General features: G+C 54.2%; 25 protein-coding genes, 1 tRNA gene and 1 pseudogene. 5 read left to right on the top strand and 22 right to left on the bottom strand.

Annotated features, from left to right (window positions below; genetic code table 11):
- Positions 1-36 precede the first annotated feature (36 nt).
- On the bottom strand, positions 37-849 hold the full coding sequence (locus AY555_RS02035) for a hypothetical protein (RefSeq protein ID WP_066132769.1): 813 nt from the start codon (positions 847-849) through the stop codon (positions 37-39).
- Positions 850-1054: 205 nt separating this feature from the next.
- Between AY555_RS02035 and AY555_RS02030 the strand changes: the two genes are divergently transcribed.
- On the top strand, positions 1055-1462 hold the full coding sequence (locus tag AY555_RS02030; RefSeq protein WP_066132766.1) for a hypothetical protein: 408 nt from the start codon (positions 1055-1057) through the stop codon (positions 1460-1462).
- On the opposite strand, the gene AY555_RS02025 is transcribed toward AY555_RS02030, so the two are convergent.
- The 3 genes from AY555_RS02025 to AY555_RS02015 are packed head-to-tail and all read right to left on the bottom strand — an operon-like array spanning position 1408 to position 4101.
- Positions 1408-2865: a sensor histidine kinase gene (locus tag AY555_RS02025; RefSeq protein WP_066132763.1), complete on the bottom strand. Its 1458-nt coding sequence runs from the start codon at positions 2863-2865 to the stop codon at positions 1408-1410. The two genes, AY555_RS02030 and AY555_RS02025, sit on opposite strands and share 55 nt — an antisense overlap.
- A gap of 5 nt (positions 2866-2870) precedes the next feature.
- Positions 2871-3554, bottom strand: a complete 684-nt coding sequence (locus AY555_RS02020; protein WP_066132760.1) for a response regulator — start codon at positions 3552-3554, stop codon at positions 2871-2873.
- Between the two features lie 43 nt (positions 3555-3597).
- Positions 3598-4101: a PepSY domain-containing protein gene (locus AY555_RS02015; protein WP_156483262.1), complete on the bottom strand. Its 504-nt coding sequence runs from the start codon at positions 4099-4101 to the stop codon at positions 3598-3600.
- A 169-nt stretch (positions 4102-4270) separates the two neighbouring features.
- Here AY555_RS02015 and AY555_RS02010 point away from each other — a divergent pair, with 169 nt between their 5' ends.
- Entirely contained in the window at positions 4271-4771 is a 501-nt protein-coding gene (locus tag AY555_RS02010) for an EF-hand domain-containing protein (RefSeq protein ID WP_082812040.1), read from the top strand.
- A 6-nt stretch (positions 4772-4777) separates the two neighbouring features.
- Here AY555_RS02010 and rlmH read toward each other — a convergent pair whose 3' ends face one another.
- From rlmH to rplU, 8 genes are all read right to left on the bottom strand, one after another.
- A complete protein-coding gene (gene rlmH, locus AY555_RS02005; RefSeq protein ID WP_066132751.1) occupies positions 4778-5236 on the bottom strand; it encodes a 23S rRNA (pseudouridine(1915)-N(3))-methyltransferase RlmH in 459 nt (152 codons plus the stop codon).
- 31 nt (positions 5237-5267) lie between these two features.
- A complete protein-coding gene (gene rsfS / locus AY555_RS02000; protein WP_245176938.1) occupies positions 5268-5723 on the bottom strand; it encodes a ribosome silencing factor in 456 nt (151 codons plus the stop codon).
- Position 5724: 1 nt separating this feature from the next.
- Entirely contained in the window at positions 5725-6366 is a 642-nt protein-coding gene (locus AY555_RS01995; RefSeq protein WP_322099087.1) for a nicotinate-nucleotide adenylyltransferase, read from the bottom strand.
- Positions 6354-7616: a glutamate-5-semialdehyde dehydrogenase gene (locus AY555_RS01990; protein ID WP_066132748.1), complete on the bottom strand. Its 1263-nt coding sequence runs from the start codon at positions 7614-7616 to the stop codon at positions 6354-6356. The genes AY555_RS01995 and AY555_RS01990 overlap by 13 nt, the downstream gene beginning before the upstream one ends.
- Positions 7585-8784, bottom strand: coding sequence for a glutamate 5-kinase (gene proB, locus AY555_RS01985; protein WP_066132745.1), 1200 nt, complete (start codon positions 8782-8784; stop codon positions 7585-7587). The genes AY555_RS01990 and proB overlap by 32 nt, the downstream gene beginning before the upstream one ends.
- A complete protein-coding gene (obgE, locus tag AY555_RS01980) occupies positions 8772-9920 on the bottom strand; it encodes a GTPase ObgE (RefSeq protein WP_066132743.1) in 1149 nt (382 codons plus the stop codon). The genes proB and obgE overlap by 13 nt, the downstream gene beginning before the upstream one ends.
- Before the next feature lie 201 nt (positions 9921-10121).
- On the bottom strand, positions 10122-10391 hold the full coding sequence (gene rpmA, locus AY555_RS01975; RefSeq protein WP_066132740.1) for a 50S ribosomal protein L27: 270 nt from the start codon (positions 10389-10391) through the stop codon (positions 10122-10124).
- A gap of 34 nt (positions 10392-10425) precedes the next feature.
- Positions 10426-10725, bottom strand: a complete 300-nt coding sequence (gene rplU, locus AY555_RS01970) for a 50S ribosomal protein L21 (RefSeq protein ID WP_066132738.1) — start codon at positions 10723-10725, stop codon at positions 10426-10428.
- 458 nt (positions 10726-11183) lie between these two features.
- Here rplU and AY555_RS01965 point away from each other — a divergent pair.
- A tRNA-Ser gene (locus AY555_RS01965) sits at positions 11184-11273 on the top strand.
- 244 nt (positions 11274-11517) lie between these two features.
- Entirely contained in the window at positions 11518-12324 is an 807-nt protein-coding gene (locus tag AY555_RS01960) for a hypothetical protein (protein WP_156483261.1), read from the top strand.
- A 145-nt stretch (positions 12325-12469) separates the two neighbouring features.
- Here the strand turns inward: AY555_RS01960 and argF are convergent, their stop codons facing one another.
- The 9 genes and pseudogenes from argF to AY555_RS01920 all read right to left on the bottom strand — a co-directional run bounded on the left by argF (position 12470) and on the right by AY555_RS01920 (position 20695).
- Positions 12470-13402 (bottom strand): ornithine carbamoyltransferase, encoded by a 933-nt coding sequence (gene argF / locus AY555_RS01955; protein ID WP_066132732.1) that lies wholly within the window; start codon positions 13400-13402, stop codon positions 12470-12472.
- Positions 13399-14616, bottom strand: a complete 1218-nt coding sequence (locus AY555_RS01950; RefSeq protein WP_066132729.1) for an aspartate aminotransferase family protein — start codon at positions 14614-14616, stop codon at positions 13399-13401. The genes argF and AY555_RS01950 overlap by 4 nt, the downstream gene beginning before the upstream one ends.
- Positions 14617-14618: 2 nt before the next feature.
- The gene (locus AY555_RS01945; RefSeq protein ID WP_167798452.1) at positions 14619-15593 is read right to left on the bottom strand and encodes an amino acid kinase family protein; all 975 of its coding nucleotides are present in this window, start codon (positions 15591-15593) and stop codon (positions 14619-14621) included.
- A 56-nt stretch (positions 15594-15649) separates the two neighbouring features.
- Positions 15650-16675: an N-acetyl-gamma-glutamyl-phosphate reductase gene (argC, locus tag AY555_RS01940; RefSeq protein WP_066132724.1), complete on the bottom strand. Its 1026-nt coding sequence runs from the start codon at positions 16673-16675 to the stop codon at positions 15650-15652.
- A gap of 32 nt (positions 16676-16707) precedes the next feature.
- Entirely contained in the window at positions 16708-17757 is a 1050-nt protein-coding gene (locus AY555_RS01935) for a hypothetical protein (protein WP_066132721.1), read from the bottom strand.
- A 483-nt stretch (positions 17758-18240) separates the two neighbouring features.
- Positions 18241-18405: pseudogene (locus AY555_RS11485) on the bottom strand (alkaline phosphatase PhoX); the annotation flags it as partial.
- A 76-nt stretch (positions 18406-18481) separates the two neighbouring features.
- Complete coding sequence (locus tag AY555_RS01930) at positions 18482-19159, bottom strand: amino acid ABC transporter permease (RefSeq protein ID WP_066132718.1); 678 nt, start codon at positions 19157-19159, stop codon at positions 18482-18484.
- On the bottom strand, positions 19149-19829 hold the full coding sequence (locus AY555_RS01925) for an amino acid ABC transporter permease (protein WP_066132716.1): 681 nt from the start codon (positions 19827-19829) through the stop codon (positions 19149-19151). Before AY555_RS01925 ends, AY555_RS01930 begins: the two co-directional genes overlap by 11 nt.
- Positions 19830-19849: 20 nt before the next feature.
- Positions 19850-20695 carry a transporter substrate-binding domain-containing protein gene (locus AY555_RS01920; protein WP_066132714.1) on the bottom strand — a complete coding sequence of 282 codons (846 nt, stop codon included), beginning with the start codon at positions 20693-20695 and terminating at the stop codon, positions 19850-19852.
- A 630-nt stretch (positions 20696-21325) separates the two neighbouring features.
- Here AY555_RS01920 and proX point away from each other — a divergent pair.
- On the top strand, positions 21326-22324 hold the full coding sequence (proX, locus tag AY555_RS01915; protein WP_066132711.1) for a glycine betaine/L-proline ABC transporter substrate-binding protein ProX: 999 nt from the start codon (positions 21326-21328) through the stop codon (positions 22322-22324).
- Between the two features lie 30 nt (positions 22325-22354).
- On the opposite strand, the gene phbB is transcribed toward proX, so the two are convergent.
- Entirely contained in the window at positions 22355-23083 is a 729-nt protein-coding gene (gene phbB / locus AY555_RS01910; RefSeq protein ID WP_066132708.1) for an acetoacetyl-CoA reductase, read from the bottom strand.
- Positions 23084-23158 lie beyond the last annotated feature (75 nt).

The following is a 23158-nucleotide window of genomic DNA, read 5'->3' as shown; positions in this document are numbered from 1 at the left end:
GCGGGGTTGAGCGGAGAAAGGACGAAACAACACGTTTCAGGGTGTTTCAGCCATTTCGGTGGTTAGAACGCGTGTTGTGCGACCGACGCTGTCCTGCTTGGGTTCGGCCCCGCAGGATGGACAGGCCCCCTCGCACATTTCGCGGACAGTTGTCAGCATTTCCTCGTCATAAGGCGGAGTCCCCACAGTTTCCCTGTGGCCGCATTCCATGCAGACGAGCTGCATGCTGGTTCTGTGGCGTGGTCTTGGTATCTCCTGAACTGACGCCGAGGAGGATATACGCCTAGGGGTGAAGCCAACAACCCTTTTTTCGGCCCAGCGTGCCATGGCTTTTGCCACTTCCATGGCCCCTTCAATCTTTCTGCTGGGAGCGCCGTGGCGTTCAGCCATAAAAGCCCAGAACTCAACAACTTCTGCAGCAACAGCATCCGATGCAACGATTACGAACACGGGCTCATCCGGGTGGGCTGAGTTCAGGACCGAGGTTTGATCTTCCCTTTCGGATCGTGCGGCGCGTACACAGGCCCGGCCATCTGGGTCTGATTGTACAGGTAGTCGTTTTTCAATCCAGAGGTCAGCGGCGCGGCGCTGACGTTCGGCACGTTCAAGCTTTTCTGTAGGCACCCCACGATTGCGTGCGCACCAGATCCACCACTCTATCGTCGTTGTTGAAACCATGTCGCGGGCACGCAGCACAAAAACAGGTTCGTCGTTGCGGGCATTGTTGATCACGCTGTCCGGGCAGGTCAACTCATCGCGCGCCGATACATAGTTCAGTGCAGCACGCAGGGATGAGGCTGTCGCGGAAAGCCCGTCGGCAACGGTTGTGTCTTGGGTATGTAAACTCACGTCAGAAACTCTCCCGGGTTGGCAAGGGCATGGCGCTGAATGTGCCATCATAGCGGCTGGGGAAGAATCAACCAAGCCCTGCCAATATTAATTTTCAATAGAATATCGGTAATTTATTTCATTCTAAGATTCTACTTGCTCAATGCGTTCTTGGTGCCTTAATAGGGTATTTGTTATTGATTATAATTAATTATGGGGGGTTTTTGTGAAACGTTTTCTTGCTACGTCTCTGCTTGTCATGCTGACATCAGCCTGTTCATCGATCATTGAAGGAACAACACAGGATCTTTCTTTTGGAACGACCCCTCAGGGTGCTCTGTGCACCCTGCACCGGGATGGTCGTGTCATCGGGCAGGTGACAACGCCAGGGGCCGTGAAGGTTGATAAAACGAAACTCGATATTTTGGTGCGTTGCGAGAAAGAGGGATATCGTACGGCTGAGATTACAGTAGAGTCTGATGTTGCAGCCATGACATTCGGTAACATTATTCTTGGTGGTGGTATTGGTGTGGTGATTGATGCTGCTTCCGGTGCTAGTAACAAGTACAGCCCGTCCAGTCATTTGATTCTGGAGAGAGAAGAGGCGGCCTCTGCAGGTTCTACCGCGCTGTAGGCACGTTCAGTCTGTTGAGGACACGTCGCAGTTGATGCGGGGAGGATCACATGTGCCATAAGGCCTCCAAGAATTGTGGAGCGCCCAAGGTGCAGAGATCCTCCCGCTGTTCGGGCAAGGTCGTCCGCAATCGACAACCCAAGTCCACTGCCTGGTTTGCTTTCATCAAGGCGATGTCCGCGGTGCAGGGCTGCGTCGATATGTGAGTCCGGTATGCCGGGGCCGTCATCATCCACGCTTATCGATAACTCACCGTCAACATTTGACCCCGCCTGTACAATGACTTGGCCTCTTGACCACTTGCAGGCATTGTCAAGGAGGTTGCCGATGATTTCCTCCAGCGTTTCTTGGTTTCCGCAAAAAGAGGGGCAGTGTTCGTCAAGGTTAACCTTGATGTCTGTTTTGTGAAGGTGGCGCATGGTCCGGCACAGACGCTCGATGGATGGTTCTGGTGCTGTGCGCAGGCTCCGTGTCTTTGTTGATGTTTGGGCCCGTGCCCGTGCCAGATGGTGTTCAATATGGCGTTGCATGGCTTCTGTTTGCTGCTTCAGAAGACGTGCAGCCTGATGTTGTCCCTGTTTGCCCAGCCGGTCCGATTCATTCATAATGACGGCCAAGGGTGTTTTCAGAGCATGGGCCAAGTTGCCAGCGTGAGTGCGTGCATTTCTTACCATCTTGTCGTGGTGAAGGAGAAGCGCGTTCAGATCTTCGACCAAGGGAACAACTTCTATCGGCCAGCGGCCTTCCAGAGTATTGTTTTTTCCGCTGCGGATATCGGCCAAGGATTGCCGTAGGTGCCTGAAGGGTGCCAGACCAAATGTTATCTGTCCCCAGACGGCAGCTGTAATTCCAATGGCCAGAAGGCCAAGAGCAATAGTGATAATGCGGCAGAATCTGGTGAAGAGCCGCTCCAGACTGCGTTCGTCTGTTCCCGCGACAATGCGAAACAGCCGATGTGTTTCCGGTAGGGTTATAAACCGCGTGACGGCCAAGATCTTGGATTGTCCTGGTCCACCGGCGTACTCGACCTGTATTGATCCATCAAGTGGGCTTGCTGAGTAGGGAAGGTCCATTTGCTCATCCCAGAGTGAACGGGATCGCAAAATGACCTTGTTCCCGTATTCCACTTGCCAGTAAAGCCCTGAAAGAGGGCGTTGAAAAAGCGGATTTGCCGGTCGGGACAGCAGGGTAACCTGACCGTCGGTATCGATGTCGATGTTGGCAGCAATGTGATCAAGAATGACAGACAGGCGGCTGACCATCTGGCCCTGCACAAAGTTCTCGAACAGGGCCTGCAGGCCGAAGCCCGCAATGGCTAAGGCCATGCTGACCCAGAGTGCGGCTCCGACGAGAAGGCGTACCCGTAAAGATGGGTTTCGATTCTGTGCAGGTGTTTTGGTCACAGAGATCAGGATCCTGTTCTCTGGATTGTATTTTCTGGTAAGACTCGGTAGCCAAGGCCGCGGACAGTCTGGATAATGTCGCAGCCAAGTTTGCGTCTTAGCCGCCCGATGAACACTTCTATTGTGTTGGAGTCGCGGTCAAAGTCTTGGGCATAAAGATGCTCCGTCAATTCGCTGCGCGAAATGATTCGGCCCTGATGATGCATTAGGTAGCTTAGAACCCGATATTCGTGGCTTGTCAGGGGAACAAGCTTGTCACGGACCATAACGCGCCCGGTTCGTGTGTCCAGTTGAACGGGCTCACATGCCAGTTCATTGGATGAATGGCCATTGGAGCGACGGATCAATGCGCGGATACGGGCCAGAAGTTCTTCCATGCGAAATGGCTTTGCGAGATAGTCGTCGGCTCCGGCGTCAATGCCATCAACTTTTTCCTGCCAGCTGGAGCGGGCAGTCAGAATCAGTACAGGTGTATTGATTCCTGATTCCCGCCATTTTTTTAGGATGCTCAGTCCATCAATGCCGGGTAGTCCCAAGTCAAGAACGATGGCATCAAAGGGTATGCTTTCCCCCAAGAAGTGGCCATCTTCTCCGTCCGCAGATACATCCACGGCATAGCCGTAGCTCCGCAGGGTCTGGAACAGCTGAGACTGCAATGCTGATTCATCTTCGATAATAAGAAGACGCATAAACGAGTTCTTTCTGGATACTGTGGCGTTCTTTAATGCGGCGCTACCGTTTTGTCCGGTCCTCTGGTGGAAGAGGAAGGTCTGGTTCCAGTGAAGACGGTGGTGGTGGTCCGTCTATGTCGGGTTCCAGCCATTGCAGTAGTTTGTGATACCATGGCGCCGCACGTGCTATATGCCCCATTGTTGTGGGGTGCGTGGGTGGCTCCTCTCTCACGCGTGATCGTATGGATCCGGGAGATGCCACTTCTGCAAGTGCAGCGGGTTCCCCCCGATACCAGCGGACAAGATCGTGACCGCGTGCACTGACCAGCTCTTTGGTAAGGGCATCGTAGCGCATCTTCAAAATGCTTCCATTTGGGGTGAGCATTTTGAGATTGTAGACCCATCCTCTGAAATCCCTTGAAAGATCGGCCTGTACAATACGGCCGGAAAAATCAGCTTCGCACGTTGTCACAACATCACGGAGAGAGGCAATTTCTCCAGCTTCTAGGGCGTTCCGGGCTTGCTCGTGGCTGTAGGAGCGTGAGTAAGCGGGGGGCGCAGCCAAGAGAACAACGCATAAGGCTGATGCTATTATTTTCGATGTCTTGTACATGGCCGCATGAAATATAATTTATGCATAACGGAGTGTCTACGAATATTATTCTATAATACGGGTGTCATGTTTGTATGACAACGTTCTATTTCATGTCTTTAGTCCATATAAAGGAGTCTCCATGATGAGGGTACGGAATCTGGCCTTTTTTATTGGATCATTTGTATCTTGTTTTTCATTACTTTCTTCCCAAGTCTTATCCTCTCCCTATGAGGATCGGGCGGAGGCTATCCTGCGGGTCTTTGACCCGAGTCATGACGGGATAATTGCGCGCGATGAGCGATCGGCAGTGCGTAACGCAAGGTTTCATCATCTTGATGGAGATCACAGCGGGTTTCTTGACCGGGCTGAGTGGATGCAGGGATATCGGAGCAGCCCGGATCATCTGTGGGTCCATCCCAAGAACGAGACCATGCGTGAGAAGCACCATGTCTGGATGTATCGGGCTATAGACCTGAACCAGGATGGCTTGCTCACGTTGGATGAGTTTATGTCCTATGACGATGGACTCGAGGCTTTTGACCTTGATCGCGATGGCCGCATCAGCCGGGATGAGATTTCCTCTGTCCTGCGTAACAATGCGGAGCGGCCCCGTGTCTGCGACCATCGCGAGGAGAAATAGGAGAGATCAGTCCCGGTGATAGGGGTGGTTATCCATGATGCACTTTGCCCGGTACAGCTGCTCGGCCAGCATACCGCGTACCAGCATGTGCGGCCAAGTCATGCTACCAAATCCCAGCAACAGGTCGGCGCGGTCCCTGACGGCAGAATCGTGGCCGTCAGCACCTCCGATGAGGAAGGAAATTGTTGAGATCCCTTCACCTAGCCACCGCTCTAATGCAGAGGCAAAGTCTCTGCTGCTCTGCATGCGCCCACGTTCGTCTAGAACAACAACCTTTGATCCCGTTGGGACGCAGGATAATAGAAGCTTCCCCTCCCGGGCCATGCGGTCGGGCACTGGGAGGGGTCTCTTCTCTTCGACTTCTCTTAAAAGCACAGATTCGCGCAGGCGTGACAGGTAGTGTTCATATAGCGCCCGTTCCGGCCCCGGGCGGGACCGGCCTACCGCTGCGATTACAAAAGGCATCATTGCGCTCCCGATTTCGAGATGCCTTTGGTCACGCCGTCACTTCCCAGTTTCCGCTGTTTCTATGCACCATGCTTTCCGGTACAGGTGCATTGCCGCCGCCCCACATTCTTTCCAGATTATAGAATGCCCTGACTTCGGGACGGAACAGATGGACCAAGATATCACCGGCATCGATCAGGACCCAGTCGCAGGTTTCGCGTCCTTCGGTTGCTGCCCGGATGCCGTGTTCCCTGAGCATATCGACAACATGGCCCGCCAAGGCTGATACATGACGCGGGGAACGCCCGGATGCAATGATCATGGTATCGGCCGCTGACGTCTTGTCGCGAATATCGATAACTGTGATGTGCTCGGCCTTGTTGGCGTCGAGGCAGTCGCCGATCAGGCCTGGAAGACCATCTTTGTGGGACTGTGGTGCAGGGGTCGTATGAATGATTCTCTCCTCTGGCATAGCCGTCTTGTCTCTGGTATCCGGGTTCGGCACTTCAGGTCGGTTCCTCTGGCTTCCTTCTCTGGCTCCGTATTGCCGTCGATGAGGCCGGGTGGAGCCGTATCCGCAGGAAAGCCCATGCCGGTGGTGTCTTGCCTGCCAGATCACTGACCTGCGATGCCGCAACACGGAACCGCAGGAAGCGCTGGGCGGCTGTGCCAACCAAGGCTCTTCCAGCATATTCACCCCGGTCCAGAATCGCAACGGGGACCAGGGAAAAGATTGTAGGCCAACGATACCAGTGCGGTATCTGTAGCATATTGTCCGCTCCCATCAACCAGACAAATTGGGCCGCCGGGAATCGGGTTTTCAGGGCACGTAGGGTATTGGCTGTAAAGCGGGAGGGCAAATGGCTCTCAAGGCTGCTGACCCGGATTCTGGGGTGGCGGGCTATATGGCGTGCTTTTTCGATCCGGATCGGAAGGGGGAGCATGCCCGCCCTTGGTTTCAGCGGGTTTTGCGGTGATACCAGCCACCAGACCTCATCCAGGCCCAGCCGGCGAATCGCTTCTAGGCTGATATGGCGGTGTCCGTCGTGAGCCGGATTGAAAGATCCCCCCAGAAGCCCGATCTTCCGCCGGCGATGGTCGCCCCGGCTGGGTACCGGGCCGGGAAATGTCAGGTCTATGCCCGACACTGTCCGTTACCGCGCACGTGGTACTTGAATGTTGTCAGTTGCTCTGTCCCAACCGGCCCCCGGGCATGCAGTTTTCCGGTCGCTATGCCAATTTCGGCACCCATGCCAAATTCTCCGCCATCTGCAAGCTGGGTTGATGCATTCCACATGACGATGGCGGAATCAACTGTGTTGAGAAAGCGTTCAGCAACACCGGCGTCTTCGGTGATGATGGCGTCGGTATGGTGGCTGGAATGGTGTTGGATGTGCTGGATGGCCTCATCTGGCCCCTCCACAATCCGGATTGACAGGATCGCATCCAAGTATTCCGTATCCCAGTCGTCATCATGGGCGGGCTGCATGGAGGGCACAAGGGTACAGGCATCCGGATCGCCCTTCAGTACGCATCCGCGTTCTGCCAGTGCTGCGGCCACGCATGGCAAAAGCGCGGGAGCAACCGCGCGATCAACCAGAAGCGTTTCTGTTGCGCCGCAGATGCCGGTACGGCGCATCTTGGCATTCAGCACGACGGATACGGCCATATCGGGATCAGCTGCGGCATGAAGGTAGGTGTGGCAGATCCCGTCTAGGTGCTTCAGAACAGGAATCCTGCTTTCGGCCGTGATACGTTCAATTAGGGACCGCCCACCGCGTGGAATAATAACATCGACATAGCGATCCATGCGCAGTAGCGTGCCCACGGCAGCACGATCCGTTGTCTGTATCATCTGTAGGCATTCTTCCGGCAAGCCCGCTTTCTTGAGGCCGGTATGCAGGCTCCCCAAGATGGCTTGTGATGAATGGAAGCTTTCCGAGCCCCCCCTTAGGATGACAGCGTTACCGGACTTCAGGCAGAGCCCCCCGGCGTCAGCCGTTACATTGGGGCGGCTTTCATAAATGACCCCAATGACCCCCAGAGGAACACGGACACGGGAAATTCGCAGGCCATTCGGGCGTTCCCAGCTGGCCAGCACAGTCCCCAGTGGATCCGGCAGTGATGCAATATCTTCCAGGCTACGGGCCATAGCCTCGATGCGATGAGCGTCAAGACTCAGGCGGTCTAGCATGGATGGCGTGATACCCGCCGCCTGTGCCGCCGAACGATCGTGCGCATTGGCATCCAGAATAAGGTTCTGATCAATCCGCAAGGCCTGTGCAGCCTCTGTTAATGCCAAGTTACGGGCCGCACCCGGGGCTATTGCCAGAACGGACTGTGCCTGCCGCGCTTTTTGTCCAATATCATCCAAGGAAAGACTGTTTGTCGCGTTCACCTTGTGCCCCCCGTATCGGGTCAATGACCATGTCATCACGATGTATCAGCTCGTTGCGTCCCTGGCAGCCCAGAATGTTGGCAATATCCGTGCTGTGGCGACCCATGATCTGTCGCGCTTCTGTTGTTGTATAGTTGGACAGGCCATGGCCTAGAACAGACCCGTCCGGGCCCATTATGCGAACCGTATCACCGCGGGAGAACTCTCCATCAACACGGGTAACGCCTGCCGGCAAGAGTGATCCGCCGTCCTGCAGGGCCTGCGCAGCCCCGGCATCGACAACAAGGCATCCCATGGGGGCTATAGAACCGGAAATCCATTTCTTGCGCGCCGGTGGTACAGTTCCTGAGGGCAGAAACCATGTTCGCTGACCGGGCTGATTGATAGTTGCCAGTGGGTGAAGGGTGTGGCCACTGGCAATTACCATGGCACAGCCGGCATTCATGGCAATGCGGGCTGCCATCAGTTTTGTGACCATGCCACCTGTTCCGACGCCGGGACGCGATCCCCCGGCTGCGGCCATAATATCGGGTGTTAGTTCCCGAACCTCGGGAATCAGGCTTGCCGAGGGGTTCGTTGAGGGGTCGGCTGTATAGAGACCATCAATATCGGACAGAAGAACCAGCGTATCCGCCGCCACCATTTCTGCAACCCGGGCTGCCAAGCGGTCGTTGTCGCCGAAGCGTATTTCCTGGGTGGCAACGGTATCGTTTTCATTGACAACCGGTAATGCCCCAAGCCGGATCAGGGTATCCAGTGTATTGCGTGCATTCAGATAGCGGCGACGATCTTCGGAATCACCCAAGGTCAGAAGGATCTGTGCAACAGTGATCCCGTGTTCAGCCATGGCTTCCTGCCACGCATGGGCCAAGCGGATTTGCCCCGTTGCGGCCGCGGCCTGTTTTTCTGCCAGTCGTAACCGTGTACCTGTCAGCCCCAAGTGGTGTCGTCCGACAGCAATAGCGCCGGACGACACCACGATGACCTCTGTCCCATTGGCGCGCAGAGCCCTTATATCTTGGGCAACTGAAGCCATCCACTTCCCACGGATGGTTCCACTGGGTCCATCAACCAGAAGCGCCGACCCGATCTTCACAACGATACGCCGTGCCTGCTGCAAGGTCCGTTGCTGTATATCAGGGTCGCGCTGTGTCGTCATGGACGCCATTCTCCATTCTCGTCAAGAGACGTGTACCAGTCTCCCTCGTCCTCATCAAACTCATCCTGACGATCGGGCAGCGGTGGCATGGCCCCCCTTTCATAGCGACGGACCCCGGTGTCCAAGGCTGCGCGTGGAGCACTCCCATGCTCGGCCCGATCTTCCTGAACAAAACGGTTCAGCAAGCGCAGGATATCAGACAGATTGAGTCCAGCGGCTCCTGACATCGTGTAGACGCTTTTGCCCGCTTCTGCCTCGACCAATTTTTTCTGCTCTTCGACTAACTCCGGGAACAGAGCATCAATCTTGTTCAGGACGATGATCTCACGTTTGTCAGCTAGGCCCCCGCCATAAGCTTCCAGTTCGGTCCGTACGATACGGTAGGCTTGGGCAGGGTCATCCTGGGTTCCATCGACCAGATGCAGGAGAACGGCTGTTCGTTCAACGTGACCCAGAAAACGGTCGCCCAGACCATGACCTTCGTGGGCTCCCTCTATCAGGCCGGGAATATCGGCAATGACGTATTCATCCCCGTCAATCTGGGCGACGCCAAGATTGGGGTGCAGGGTTGTAAATGGATAGTCGCCAATTTTGGGGCGTGCCCGTGTAACCGCAGCCAAGAACGTAGACTTGCCGGCATTGGGAAGGCCAACCAGCCCGACATCGGCAATCAGTTTCAGGCGCAGCCACACTTCGGCTTCCTTGGCGGGCTCCCCCGGATTGGCGTGGCGGGGTGCCTGGTTTGTTGATGACTTGAAGCGCGCGTTGCCCCAGCCACCATTTCCGCCCCTCAGAAGTACTGTGCGTTGTCCCGGCGTTGTCATGTCGGCAAGAACCGTTTGCTGGTCGGCATCCAGTACCTGGGTTCCGACCGGAACCTTGATGACGCAATCGTGCCCATCACGACCTGTCATATTGCGCCCAGCCCCACCAATTCCGCGTTCAGCCTTGAAGTGCTGCTGATAGCGGAAATCGATCAGGGTATTCAGGTTCTGGACGGCTTCTATGATGACATCGCCCCCGCAGCCGCCATCACCGCCGTCAGGGCCGCCATACTCGATGAACTTTTCCCGCCGGAAACTGACACAGCCATTTCCGCCGGCGCCGGATTTGATATAGATCTTGGCCTGGTCCAGAAACTTCATGTGCTTTCTGCCCGTCTTTCATGCTGTGTAACGTCCTGTCTGCCGCGAAAAGCACAGAAGCTTCAGAGGCAGAGCCCCTGCGATGCATGCTGTCGGCTTGGACGCCAAAAAGGGGAATGGACTCTCCATTCCCCTGTCGGTCGTTACAGTCTATCAGGGACTGTATCCGATAATGAAAAGGGATTTCTCCCGATTCTTGCTCTATTCAGCAGCCTGTGCAGCCGGAACGACAGAGACGTAGGTGCGACGCTTGAAGCCCTGACGAAACTGCACATTGCCTTCTACGGTGGCAAATATGGTGTAGTCACGACCTAAGCCCACACCCTGACCCGGGTGCCACTTTGTGCCGCGCTGACGGATGATGATATTGCCCGGAATGACAGCTTCGCCACCGAACTTCTTCACACCAAGGCGTTTGCCCTCTGTATCGCGACCGTTACGCGAAGAGCCGCCTGCCTTTTTATGAGCCATTTCTCTGCTCCCTTATCTGACCGAACCAGCGAATTCAGCCGCTGATGCCGGTGATCTTCACCAAGGTCAGAGCCTGGCGGTGACCATTCTTGCGGCGATAGTTCTGGCGACGCTTTTTCTTGAAAACGATCACCTTCTCGTCGCGGAACTGTTCCAGCACCTCGGCGGTGACGGAGGCACCGTCCACCACGGGGGCGCCGACCTTGTCGCCGACCAGCAGGACCTGGTCAAACTTCACGGATGAACCCGCATCTGCAGTGATTTTCTCAACTGCGATGATGTCATCCTTGGCGACCTTGTACTGCTTGCCGCCGGTCTTGATGACTGCGAACATGGTGCTGCAACCTTTTTTATAATCATGGGGCGGGAAGCCATTGGGCAACCCGCTGAAAGAGGGCGCAATAATACGCACGCGACCCCAACTGTCAATGGGGGAGGCTGAAAAACCCCCCGGTTTGCCCCGACTTTTCTGTCAGGTACTGAAATATCTCCGTAATTATGGCTTGGAAGGGAGGGTGTTGTGAGGTTTCGGGTGCGTGTTTTGGCCCCCCTCAGGCGCGGGCACTTGTCTTTTTGCGGGCTGTGATCCCTTATTCTACAGCGATTCGGGCCCTTGTTATGAGGTCTTGAGGTTTTGTTGCTGCCTTCTCAGGTCATTCCTCATAAAAACAGGGGTTGCAAGACTATGCTGCCCGCGATATGGTCCGCCGCCTCCGACGACCGCGGTTTTTGCAGAAAAACCAGAAATTTCGGGGTAGCCGCTGTCGATAAACAAAGATAGCGGATCAAGGTGGAGAGGTGCCGGAGCGGTCGAACGGGACGGTCTCGAAAACCGTTGTACCCGCAAGGGTACCGTGGGTTCGAATCCCACCCTCTCCGCCATCTAAAGCATTGATTTATAAGAAGTTTACAGAACGCCCGTTGCGTTTGACCACATTTCTGCGAGACAGGAGCAGCTCCTGCTCTTTCTGCGCCTTGCCCAGCCACAATAATACCATGATTTGACATGAGATTCTTTCTTATGAGGCAAGATCATGTATTTTGTCTTATGCATTTTCTAGGGTGGAATAATGCCAAGATGATCCAATGTATTGGATAGATTGATGCAATATGGGGGGATTGCAGAATGATCCATAAAACAGACCGTGATTTTCGATTAACAGTGTTCTGGTTAGCCGCAGCGCTTTCGCTTCTGTGCATGATTGTGTTTGCATATGAATTATATTCACCGGGGGCGGGTATAAAGACGTGGCGTGGAATGCCGCTGGATGAACGGGGGGAATTTATCTCAGGCTTTTTCTCTCCCTTGGCCCTGATATGGGCGCTTGTTGCTGTCATTCTCCAGCAAAGGGCTTTGAGTCTGCAAAAAAAGGAAATGGAGTTGCAGCGCGGGGAGGTCGAGGAGCAGACGAAAATCTTTAAGGAGGAACTCAGAAATATGGAAAGAAGTGACTTCAGGGGGCATCTGGCAAGTCTTGATCGGCAATTGCAACGGCACGCGCTTATGATCCGTGAATGTGCAGATCCGTCCTTCAGCCGTTTCGATTTGTCAGGGTATGGGGAAGAGGATGTTGAAAAGACAATCCAGAGCCTAAGATTCCTTGATCAGTCTGCAATTAGAGGCCTTGACGATGATAATCAGCAGAAGATGGCCGATAGAATGTGCAGCTATGTTGCGCGTTTTGAACGGCTGAAAGAACGGGCATCAGCTTGCGGTCTTGAGGAAGACTACAATGATTACAAGCGCTATACGCCTTATGGTCATCTTCTGACGTCGTGCAGGTGGAAGCTTCAGTTTTTAGTAAAATGCGGCATCAAGAGCAGTCGTTACTGGCGATATGATGACAAGAAGCGGCGCTGGGTGAACAATTATCAGGAAAAGATAACGGCAGCGTATGACCGGCAGGACGAGCGGGTTCCTGAATATTCGTGATGGTGACAGAAAAGCATCTTTTTGGGGCTGTGAATGCGGTCATGTGACACACGGTACCCAGTCCGGAAACAAAGTGGTCTGTTGCTCCGCCTTCTGTCCTGTCGCCGGAAGGGCAGAAGGCGGATACTTTGTTCGGACGGTATCGTTATGACGGGTTGCGCTCCATGTGACTGTGTTCCGGTCGGGGAATCTTGACCCCCGCGTCTTCCAGACACCATGCCAGAACAGCTTTCTGGGCGTGCAGGCGGTTTTCTGCCTCATCGTATATGACAGATGCTGATGATTTTGCGACCTCTTCGGATACTTCTTCCCACTCGTGGATCGGCAGGCAGTGCGTGAAAATAGCGTGGGGCTGTGCCAGTGACATCAGGGTTCTGTTGACCTGATAGGGCCAGAACGGCTCAATGCCCTTACCTTCCTGTCCCATGGATACCCACGTGTCGGTGATCAGGACATCGGCATGACGGGCGGCTTTCTTTGGGTCTGGCTCATAAGGAAAGTCGGGAGAAGGAGGCATGACCTCTTTCGGTCCGCTGACAACCATCTCATACCCGAACAGGGGCGCTGCGAGTGCATATGTTCTGGCAACGTTGTTGTAATCCCCGAACCAAGCCAGTTTACGCCCGTTGATGCTGCCCAAGTGTTCCTCGATCGTCATCAGGGAGGCGATGATCTGGCAGGGATGTGAGCGATCTGTCATACCATTGATCACCGGAATGGTGGCATGGCGGGCCAGCTCTTCCAGTGCTCTGTGGTTGCTCATGCGCACCATGATGGCATCAACAAACCGGGACAGGACCTTGGCGGTGCTTTCAATGCTCTCAGCACCACCTATCTGGGATTCCTCTTTGCTCATCACGACGCTGTGGCCACCAAGCTGTTTCATCGCTACTTCAAAGGATACGCGTGTGCGTGTTGATCGCTTGTCAAACAACATGGCAAGAGAAAGACCAGCAAACATTTGAGGCGGCTGGTGTTTGAGAGCTTTCAGCTGACGTGCATGCTGGATAAGACCACGCAGTGTGCCGGGCGGAATCTCTGACAGGTTTATGAAGTGCCGTGGTGGGTTTGGTGTCATTGAAGGTCTCCCAGTGTTTTCTCAATGATCTCCAGAACATCCTGTGCCTGGTCGTTGGTCATGGTTAGTGGTGGCGTTATGCGCACCGTGTTCTTTCCGACTTGGGTGGTCATCAGTCCGTTGGACCGCAGGGCATGGATCAGTGATTTGACCTCCATGGGGGTTTCCATCCCGATCATCAGCCCCTTTCCCCGAACATCGCTGATCAGGGTGCTTTTTCTTTGCAGCCTGTGCAGGCCGCTCTGCAGAACTTTCCCAACACCCCTGACCTGTTCCAGGAAGCCGGGTTTTTGTATTTCCGAAATGACAGCATGGGCCACCGCGCATGCGAGAGGATTTCCGCCATAGGTGGAACCATGTGTACCGGGAACAAGGGCTTGTCCAAACCGTTCCCTTGCTCCCATGGCCCCGACAGGGAATCCCCCGCCCATGCCCTTGGCCCAGGTGATGATATCCGGTTCGGGTATAGCGCCATTCTCGTCGGGAAAGGCTTGATGTGCATGCAGAAAACCGAGTCTTCCGAAGCCGGACTGCACCTCGTCAAAGATCAGGCAGATGTCATGCGCATTACACAGCGCTCGCAGTCCGTGCAGGAATGCCGGCTTGGCCACAGTCAGCCCCCCTTCACCCTGCACGGGTTCGACAAGGATCGCGGCGGTCTTGTCCGATATCAGGGTGTTCACACTCTCAAGATTATTGAACTTGGCCCATTTGATGCCGGGGAGATAGGGGCCAAAGAATGGTTGGGCGTGGCATTTCTCTGTTACGCTGGCGGCGCCATAGGTTCGTCCGTGGAACGAATTCCGGAATGTGATAATTTCGTTGCAGGCGGTGCCCTTTGTTTCGCTGGCCCACTTGCGGGCGCATTTCAGGGCCGCTTCGACACTTTCGGTCCCGGAATTGCAGAAGTATACGCGATCAATACAGGATGTTGTGACGATCAGTTCTGCGGCTTTTAGCCTTTCCGGTGTTGCGTAGGAATTCTGGACAGCCATCAGCCGCCTGCCTTGTGTTTGCAGGGCGTTGAGTACAGCGGGATGCGCATGTCCAAGGGAGGCTACCGCTATGCCAGCAGCACAGTCGATATACCTCTTCCCCTCGGTATCATAGACGTAGATGCCACATCCGTAATCCATCGCCACGGGCTGGGGTTCATAGGTTCTGACCAAGAGATTAAAGGTGTGGTCGATGAGATCTTGTGTTGTGCTTGCCATTGTTACCCTGCCAGCTCCCCACCTAAAGCCGCCTGGGCCTCGATTTCATTCAGGTAATGCATGCGTTCGGATTCCCTGATCAGCATGGTGCCGGGGCTGACAGGTTCGTAGATTTCCTTTCTCAGGGCGTCTCTTCGCAGTCCGGAAATCAGGTGAATGCGGCGGACCCCGCCATGTAAGGCTTTTAGGCAGTTCTCCAGCTTGACTTTCATGCCTCCTGTTGCGGTGCCGTTGGCAATCAGCCCCGGAATATCCTCTGCCATAATCATCAGGGCGGTTTCTCCCTGAACCTGCACACCATCAACATCAGAGAGGAAGATCAGTTTCTGCGCCTGTGTACCAATCGCCAGTGCTGTGGCAACGGTGTCGGCATTGATATTCACAAGGTGATGATCTTCTGTCATGGCCAGGCAGGGGCAGGCGACAAAACGTGTCACCTTGAACAGGCGTTGCAGCGGACGGGCAGCTACAGTGTTGATATCGCCCACCAGGCCAAAATCAACCGGTACCTTTGGGCGGAGTTCCACATTCATCCAGTCTGGTGGTACCGCATTCAGGCTTATGCCTTCCAGACTGGCCCGTGCCATTGCCTGATAGACTGCAAGCGAGAGGCGTCCTCCCAGAACATCGATCATGACATTCAGGTCATCCGGCGTTGTGATGCGGCGTCCTTGGTGCTTGTTTATGGTGATGCCGCGTTTTTCTGCCTCTGCATCCATGGCAGAGCCGCCACCGTAAACCAGCAGAACCCTTACGCCATGCAGGGTCAAGTCCCGTATATTTTCCAGAAGGTTCTGTCGTGCAGTATCATTTTCTATGACCCTGCCGCCGGCTTTTATAACGAACAGGGTGTCACGGAATTTACGTTCGTAGAAGGCATTGATGCAAAACTGGGGCATTACTGTTTTGTTTGCTTTCCGGATGTCTGGTTTATCGGGCAGCAGATCAGCCCCGGTCCCTGTCTTGAGTGTTGTCACCGTTTTTATCCTTTTCATACCGTTGCCTGATGTCCTGTGCGGCTGGTGTGTTGTGGCTACGGGTACACGGGTGCAAGCGTATCCAGCCCTGTCGTTTCACTCAGTCCGAACATGATATTCATGTTCTGAATAGCGTTTCCGCCGGCACCTTTCACAACGTTGTCCAGCGCACCCTGAACCAGAATCTGTCCGTTTTTGCCAAGCTGATAGCTGAGATCACAGTAGTTTGATCCCACGACATGAGCCGCCTCTACCGTCTCTTGTAGGCGGATAAACGGTGCTTTTGTGTAGGGTCCGGGATTTTCTTTTCTTGGCAGGAGGGAGGCCGGGGCTGTAGATCGGCTGTTTAGCGTCACGAAGCCTTGTGCGAAGATACCGCGTACAAAGGGGCCCGAGCTTGGCACAAAGTTCAGCTGTGCTTCCGTTATGCCTGCCCCGCGCGCAATTTCTGCAATATGACGGTGCGTATTGATGCTGTAGGACTTCAGGTTATGGCTGCGGACAGGGTGATGTGTTGTGTCTGACGCCGTTTTCCCGGCACCACTCGATCCGGTTATGGCAAAAAGATCGGCTTGTGCAATGTGCCCCCTGAACGGCAGCAGCATAAGCTGCATAAGGAGAGCGAAGCAGCCGGGGTTTGATACGGTGGAGGCGCCGGCTATTGCCGTGTGTCCGCTGATTTCTGGGACACCGTAGACGACTTCCCTCAGCAGATGGGGATGTCTGTGCGGACCGTAGTATTTCTCGTACTGTTCTATATCGTCCAGTCGGTAATCGGCTGAAAGATCGATGACTTTTACCTTTCCGTGCAGTTCAGCCACGATGTTCTGCGCCGCTTTGTGTGGCAGGCAGATGAAGACCACATCGCTGTCTGCAATCAGTATATCGGTTGGGCAAGGCGTGACGATGTGTGGCAGATGTGCAAGGTGAGGGAAGATCTCACCAATAGGGGTTTCTTGTTCCACGCGCGCGGTAAGTTGCGCAATCCTGACATTGGGGTGTGCCAGTAAGATCCGTAAAAGCTCCACGCCGGTATAGCCGGTGATACCAACGATGGAAGCCCTGATTTTTGTGATGCTCATAACCGGAAATCCCAAGTTATTATCGCTGACTCCTACGCTGCTGCGGACCAGCGTTTGATGACAAGATCAAGCCAGTCATTGTGCGGGTGAAAGGCGTTGTAGGTCAGAATACCGGGCAGATGTTCACGGATTAGATCCTGACCGACCTGGTTGTCTGTTACCGGACCGCTGATGATATCAAGGGGAACCCCCATGGTGGCACATTCACGTGCCAGCATAATGGCTCCGGCAGGGTCACGGGCACAGCCGATATGCAGGCGGATGTTCGCCTGAATCTGGGTGTCTTTCAGGATTGCTGCGACACCATAGCGCCCCAAAAGCCCATCGCCGAATTCGACAATAATGGCATCGGGTTTCCCGAGGCTCAGATATTCGATGGCACCCTTGGCAATCTGGATGACTGTCGTATCATCCAAGTTGGCAGTAGATGTTATGCCGCAATCAACGAACGATACCGTCTCTTTTACGCCATGGTCCTGCATTTTGTAGGTATCACGCTGCAACCCCACCCCGGTTACCTTTGTTCCCGCAAGATTCATGCCGATACGGGTAAGGGTTTTGATGATTTCCGCTGCGACCGTTGTTTTTCCACTGTCCATCGATGTGCCAGTGGTGATGATCAGAGGCGTATCTGCTTTCATGATATCAAGGGGGGTGAACACGGTTTCGTCGGATATGTTCAGTAGCGCGTTGTGTCGCACGATACCGCCCAGAACACGGATTCTTAGGGGCTCGCCCACTTCCTGTACATTGGCCGATGTGCAGATCCCGGCGACACCGCCCGCGTTGAGCAGGTGAATAGTATCATTGACCTTGAGCGAGCTAGGCAGGTGGCCGGCAAACCCCTTGAGGGCCATACGTTGCCCCAGTGCGCAGGCAATAATGTCTCCTTTCTTCAGAAGAGACATACGGCCAGAAGGGAGCTCAAGTGTGTTGTAGAGCTTTTTGTCTTCCAGAACTTCGGCTGCCAGCACTGTACCTATGCGGCAGGAAAGCTGGTTTGTCAGTTCCTCTTGATGTCTTAGTCCAAGATTCTTTGTGACAGAGGCGATTTTATCAATCTGGATATTTTGTGTGGTCATGTTGATCAACCTTTTCAGACATGCGCCCAGCCCCGGTCTGGCCGCTTTTCCAAGCCTTCAGACGGAGGTTCAATGTTGGGGTCAGATCGTCAGGAAGAACGCTTTATAAATCCTGGACCCTGACAGCAAAGCCTGCCGCGAAGGAGAACTTCGGGCATCGGCGGCGTTGCAGAAAGAATTCACGTGTCAGGGTCATGACGTTCCAGGACAGCAGGATTAAAACGGTTTTTGCAGTGATGCCGGTAACACAACAAAAAGTGCGCTGGGCACACGATCAGCAAAACGTAACAAAAGGATAGTATCTAAATTTTCTATTTATGGAAGCATGATCATCATCAAGGGTTGATATATTTTGCATGTGATTCGATTTTTTTTGCAGAGAGGACAATCTGGGAATCATCTCTCTGCCATTGAGAGTAGCCTTTGCCTGTATCCCTGTGTGCGACCGTAGCCGCACCGGCATGCCTGCTGCTGTTAATGCGTTGTCACAAAGCGGTAAATGTACTCAAAGCGCTGGTCATCGCCGGAATAGACGACAACCCGGCCATCTTTGTGCAGGACGGTTGTTGCGCCTTCGTGCTTGAAGCGTCCGAGGGCTGTCCTTTTCTTGGGAATGGAATCTGGGTCATAAGGATTGAACTCCACGATACCGCTTAGAACTTGATGTCCTTGTGAGAGGGGACAAGCATTTTGGTAGAAATCTGCAACCACATTGTCGGGAATGTTATGGTCGTGTTGTTGCTCTTGGCCGGACCATGTGCCGGATCATCCGTCTCTCGAGGCACCGACCTATCCAGGATGTGAATTCCACCAGCCCCCAATAGCACAAGGCCAAGGTCAGGAATGGTTCTGCATAGTGAAAGGTCTCGGCTGCCATGCTCTGGGTTTCATACAAGAGTTCCGGCACCGTGATGACAGAAAGAACAGCCGTTTCCTTGATCAGGATAATGGTGATGTTGGTCAGCGGGGCAGTAATCGAGACCAGCATGTGTGGCAGGATAATCCGCCGCAGGATTGTTGCCTCGGAAAGCGCGATGCAGCGGCCGGCTTCAATATGTCCCCTAGGTACAGATTGGAACCCGGCCCGGAAGACCTCGGCATAGTATGGTGAGCCATAGAGGGCAAAGCCAAGCACGCCAGCCTCCAGAGGTTCCAGAATAAGTCCGAGTTCAGGCAGGCCATAGTACAGCAAGAACAGTTGTATAAGCAGTGGTATCCCGCGGATTGTCTCCGTTAGGCTGGCAAGGAGACGTCTTGTCATGGTGCCTCCCCATTGAATGGAACAGGCAACAGCCAGGCCCAGGAGCAGGGCACCGGTCGATCCCATTATCCAGCACAGGGCCGTAACACCAAGACCGGATGCCAAAGCTGGGGCGTAAGCAAGGAAAAGTTCAGCGTCCACTGGTGCCTCTTCCGGTATATGGGGTCAGCAAGTGCTTTTCTGCCATGCGTCCAGCTGTTGCAATGATCAGGCTGAGAAGCAGGTACAGGGCACCTGCTGTCACATAGATCTCGAAGTGGCGGTATGTTTGGCCGGCAATGTTCTGTGCTGTGCGGGTCAGCTCCGCGATGCCAATAACTGATGCTAGGGATGATGCCTTGATCAGAAGAACCAGCTCATTCACCAGGGATGGCAACCCGATGCGAACAGCCTGTGGCAACAGGATGCGCCGCCATAGGGTGATGCGTGTCATGCCCGTTGCATAGGCTGCTTCAACTTGGCCATGCGGTATGGACTGGACGGCACTGCGCAGAATCTCGGCGTTATAGGCGGCGGCACACAGCCCGACGCTCAGGATGGCGCAGGCCAATGCCGGAAGGTCTATGCCAATATGGGGCAGAAGATAGAACAGGGCCAGAATTTGGACCAGAAGAGGGATGCCCCGAAACAGGCTGATATAAAGACCAACCGTGTGCTGCAAGGTGGTGGTGCCGGAAACCTTGGCAATGCATAGGGCCGTTCCAAGCACTAGGCCTATGATCATACCAGCCCCTGATACTGTGGCCGTGTACCCGGCTGCATCGAGGAGAAAAGGTATGTTACGGCTTATAACCTGAAGAGAGGTATCCATCGCAGATCCTGTCTATGCCGCTAGGGCTGGGGCATGACACGGGGCAAGCGGGGAGCCGTTCCCAGCCAGCGCGTGTTGATGGCATCCAAGCGTCCATCTTCGTGCATGCGCATCAGCGCGGTGTTGACCGCCTCAATCAGGCTTTCTGAATCAGCGTCCCGGCGTCCCAGCCATGCGAAGTGGCCAGGCTTGCCAAAGGAGGGCAGAACCATTTCGAAGCGATCGGGGCGTTGTCTGGCAGCATAGGCCTGCAGCGGGAGAGCATTGGCAACGGCCTGAATGCGGCCTGTTCCAAGATCAGCCAAGGCTTCATCAATATTGACATATTCCCGGATCCTGACGCCACCGAGGCTGGTGCCTAGGGCTTTCAGCTGTGTCAGTTCGGCAGATCCTTTCTGGGCACCGACTGTCAGGCCGACAATATCGTTGGGTGTTTTTATAGCTTCATTACCTGCCTGTTTCAAAAGAGACACGGTTGCATCGCCGATAGGCAGGGTGAAGGCATAACGCTTCGCACGCTCCGGTGTTATTGTGACCGGGGCATTCACAAAATCGAATTTGCCGGCATCCAGACCGGGCAGAATGCTGGACCAAGGGAGATCGACATAGCGTACCGAAACGCCAAGATCCTTGGCCACTTCGTCAAAAAGATCTTTACACAGGCCTTGGTACTGGCCGTCAACCAACATATCAAAGGGGGCATAATGCATTTCGGTTGCGACTGTGATTGTGCCCGCGGCTCTTATTTCGGACAGGCGGTCAGCCCGGGTTGAAGCTGGAAAACACAGGGAGGAAACAATTCCGGAAATCACCGCCAGGTTGACCCATGAAAGGCCAGCCAAGGCACGACGTGCCAGTTTGCGCATTTTACAGAATTCCATTTTGGGGTTCAGGCTGTTTGTTCATGGCCGCATCAGGCGGGCGGCCCCCGTGTTGACTACGGGTGTCGATGAACAGGGCAATGCAGGTGCAGCAGGGCAGCGAAGGCTTCCTGTCCGGGCATCCTGACCCCAAGGTCACAGGATAACACTACAGCCGAAAAGATAGGCGCGGATCTGAAATCCGTACCTGCTTGCTTCGGTGTTGTGCCTGTGAGGGCTGGGCGGCCCATGTCTCAATTCCTGCGTTTGAACAGCTTTATAGGATGTCACTTATTTTTTATAACGAGGGAGCTTGTCAAGCTAAAGCATGGCTTGTGTCTCTTTTTTAGCGTCGCCCTTTTCATGTGCGTTATCATTATACAGCATGGTATCCCGACTCCTGTGCCCGATAGCATGATCTTCCGATTGATTTGTTTCTGTGCCTCCATCCTCCTCTGGAGGTGGAAAGGAACATCTTGCAGGGTTTGGTTTTTGGATGGATTATTCGGAATTCTACGGGAACGTGTATAAGCTGCCCGTTCCTGCCGGAGGTCATTCGGCTAGGTTTTCGTGTGCAGCTGAGTCGTTTGTCTGCCTAGTGTCTGGCTTGGCAGGGTGCCTTTCGGGGGGCGAAAGATGTTGAAGGCTTTGTTCTGCTTGTCGGGTTCTGCTGTTGTTGTTTTGGGTATTCTTGTTCATCAGGTGGCTTTTGCTGCTGATCCCGAGGGGCATGAGCTTGAGGCCATTCCGGCGGGCGTTGCCACGATTGAAGAGCAATTCCAGGTTCGTATCGTTGCCGAAGGGCTGCGTCGCTTGGGGTATCATGTTCCCGCAGTGTCAGAGGCAAACTACCCGCAGGCGCACAAGGCCGTTGCCGACGGTCATGCACATTGGTCGGCCAATCATTGGGATCCGTTGCATCAGTCTTTCTTTGATGCGGCTGGAGGTGAGCGCAGCATTGTCCGTGCCGGCAATCTGGTCAAAGATTCCATGCAGGGTTACCTGATCGATCGTAAAACTGCTGAAGAGTACAATATTACGGATTTGTCTCAGCTCAGGGATCCGCGTATTGCCACCCTTTTTGATGTTGATGGCGACGGTAAATCCGATCTGACCGGCTGCAATGTCGGTTGGGGATGTGCCTTGGAAATCAAGCGTCATATAGAGGAACAGGGTCTTGGTGCTGCTATTTCCCAGAAACAAGGCGATTATTTCACGATGATGATGGATGTTGTTGCCCGGTATAATGCGGGAAAGCCCATTCTGTACTACGCGTGGACACCTTTGTGGGTTTCAGCGGTTCTTGTGCCCGGGAAGGACTCACGCTGGTTGACAGTTGGTGGTGGATCGACCGAGCGGACTCCTTCTCCTGCTCCCGGGGCAATTGACACCGGGTTTGCCGTGAATACACAGATGATTCTGGCTAATAAACGTTGGCTGGAACAGAACCCGGCTGCAGAGAGGTTCTTCAGTCAGGTTGCTATTGATGCCGCCGAAATTTCTTCCCAGAACATGCGGATGCGCAGTGGTGAATCGTCTTCCGAGGATATCGATCGGCATGTCCAGCACTGGATACGCACCCACGAGAAGGAATTCAATGCATGGATCGAGGCTGCCTCGAAGACAGCCTCCTGATCATTTGAGTCCTGGAGATGGAAGTCCGGCTCAGTACATGTGCTGGCCGCCATTGATGGACAAGGTTGACCCGGTAATAAAGTCTGCGTTGTCGGCAACAAGAAACAAAACGCCCCGGGCGATGTCTTCTGCTCGTCCTAGGCGCCCAATTGGGATGCGGGCAATGATTTTCTTCAGAACATCCGGGGGTACGGCGCGGACCATATCGGTGTCCACATAGCCTGGGGCAATAGCGTTAACAGTAATTCCTTTTGCCGCACCTTCCTGGGCCAGGGCTTTTGTGAAGCCATGTATCCCTGATTTTGCCGCTGCATAGTTAACTTGTCCGTACTGACCGGCTTGCCCGTTAATTGAACCGATATTCACGATGCGGCCAAAGTTACGTTCCCGCATGCCCTCTATAACGCACCGGCACATATTGAAACATGATGCAAGATCAGCCTGTATAACCTCGTTCCATTGTTCGAATGTCATGCGATGCAGCGTGGCGTCACGTGTAATACCTGCATTGTTGACCAGAATATCGATAGGCCCCAGCTCTGCGACAATTGTGTTTACGGCTTGCTCGCACAGCGGGAAGTTAGCGACGTCAAACTTGTAGACATGAATTCCAGTTTCTGCGGCCAGTTCATGCGCTGCTGTATCATTGCCGGCATATGTTGCGGCTACTGTGTAGCCAGCATTTTTCAGGGCCACCGTAATAGCTCTCCCGATGCCGCGGGTTCCCCCTGTAACAACAGCGACACGGCTTTTGGACATGGTATATTCCTTCCCTGTATTTTTCTCTTTATCAGGCTCAAGCTATTGGCAGAGTTCAGTCAATGTGAACCATTT

The sequence above is a fragment of the Haematospirillum jordaniae genome (assembly GCF_001611975.1).
Taxonomy (GTDB): Bacteria; Pseudomonadota; Alphaproteobacteria; order Rhodospirillales; family Rhodospirillaceae; genus Haematospirillum; species Haematospirillum jordaniae.
Note: the sequence above shows the minus strand (reverse complement) of the source record. Positions and strands in the feature narration are given on the sequence as shown.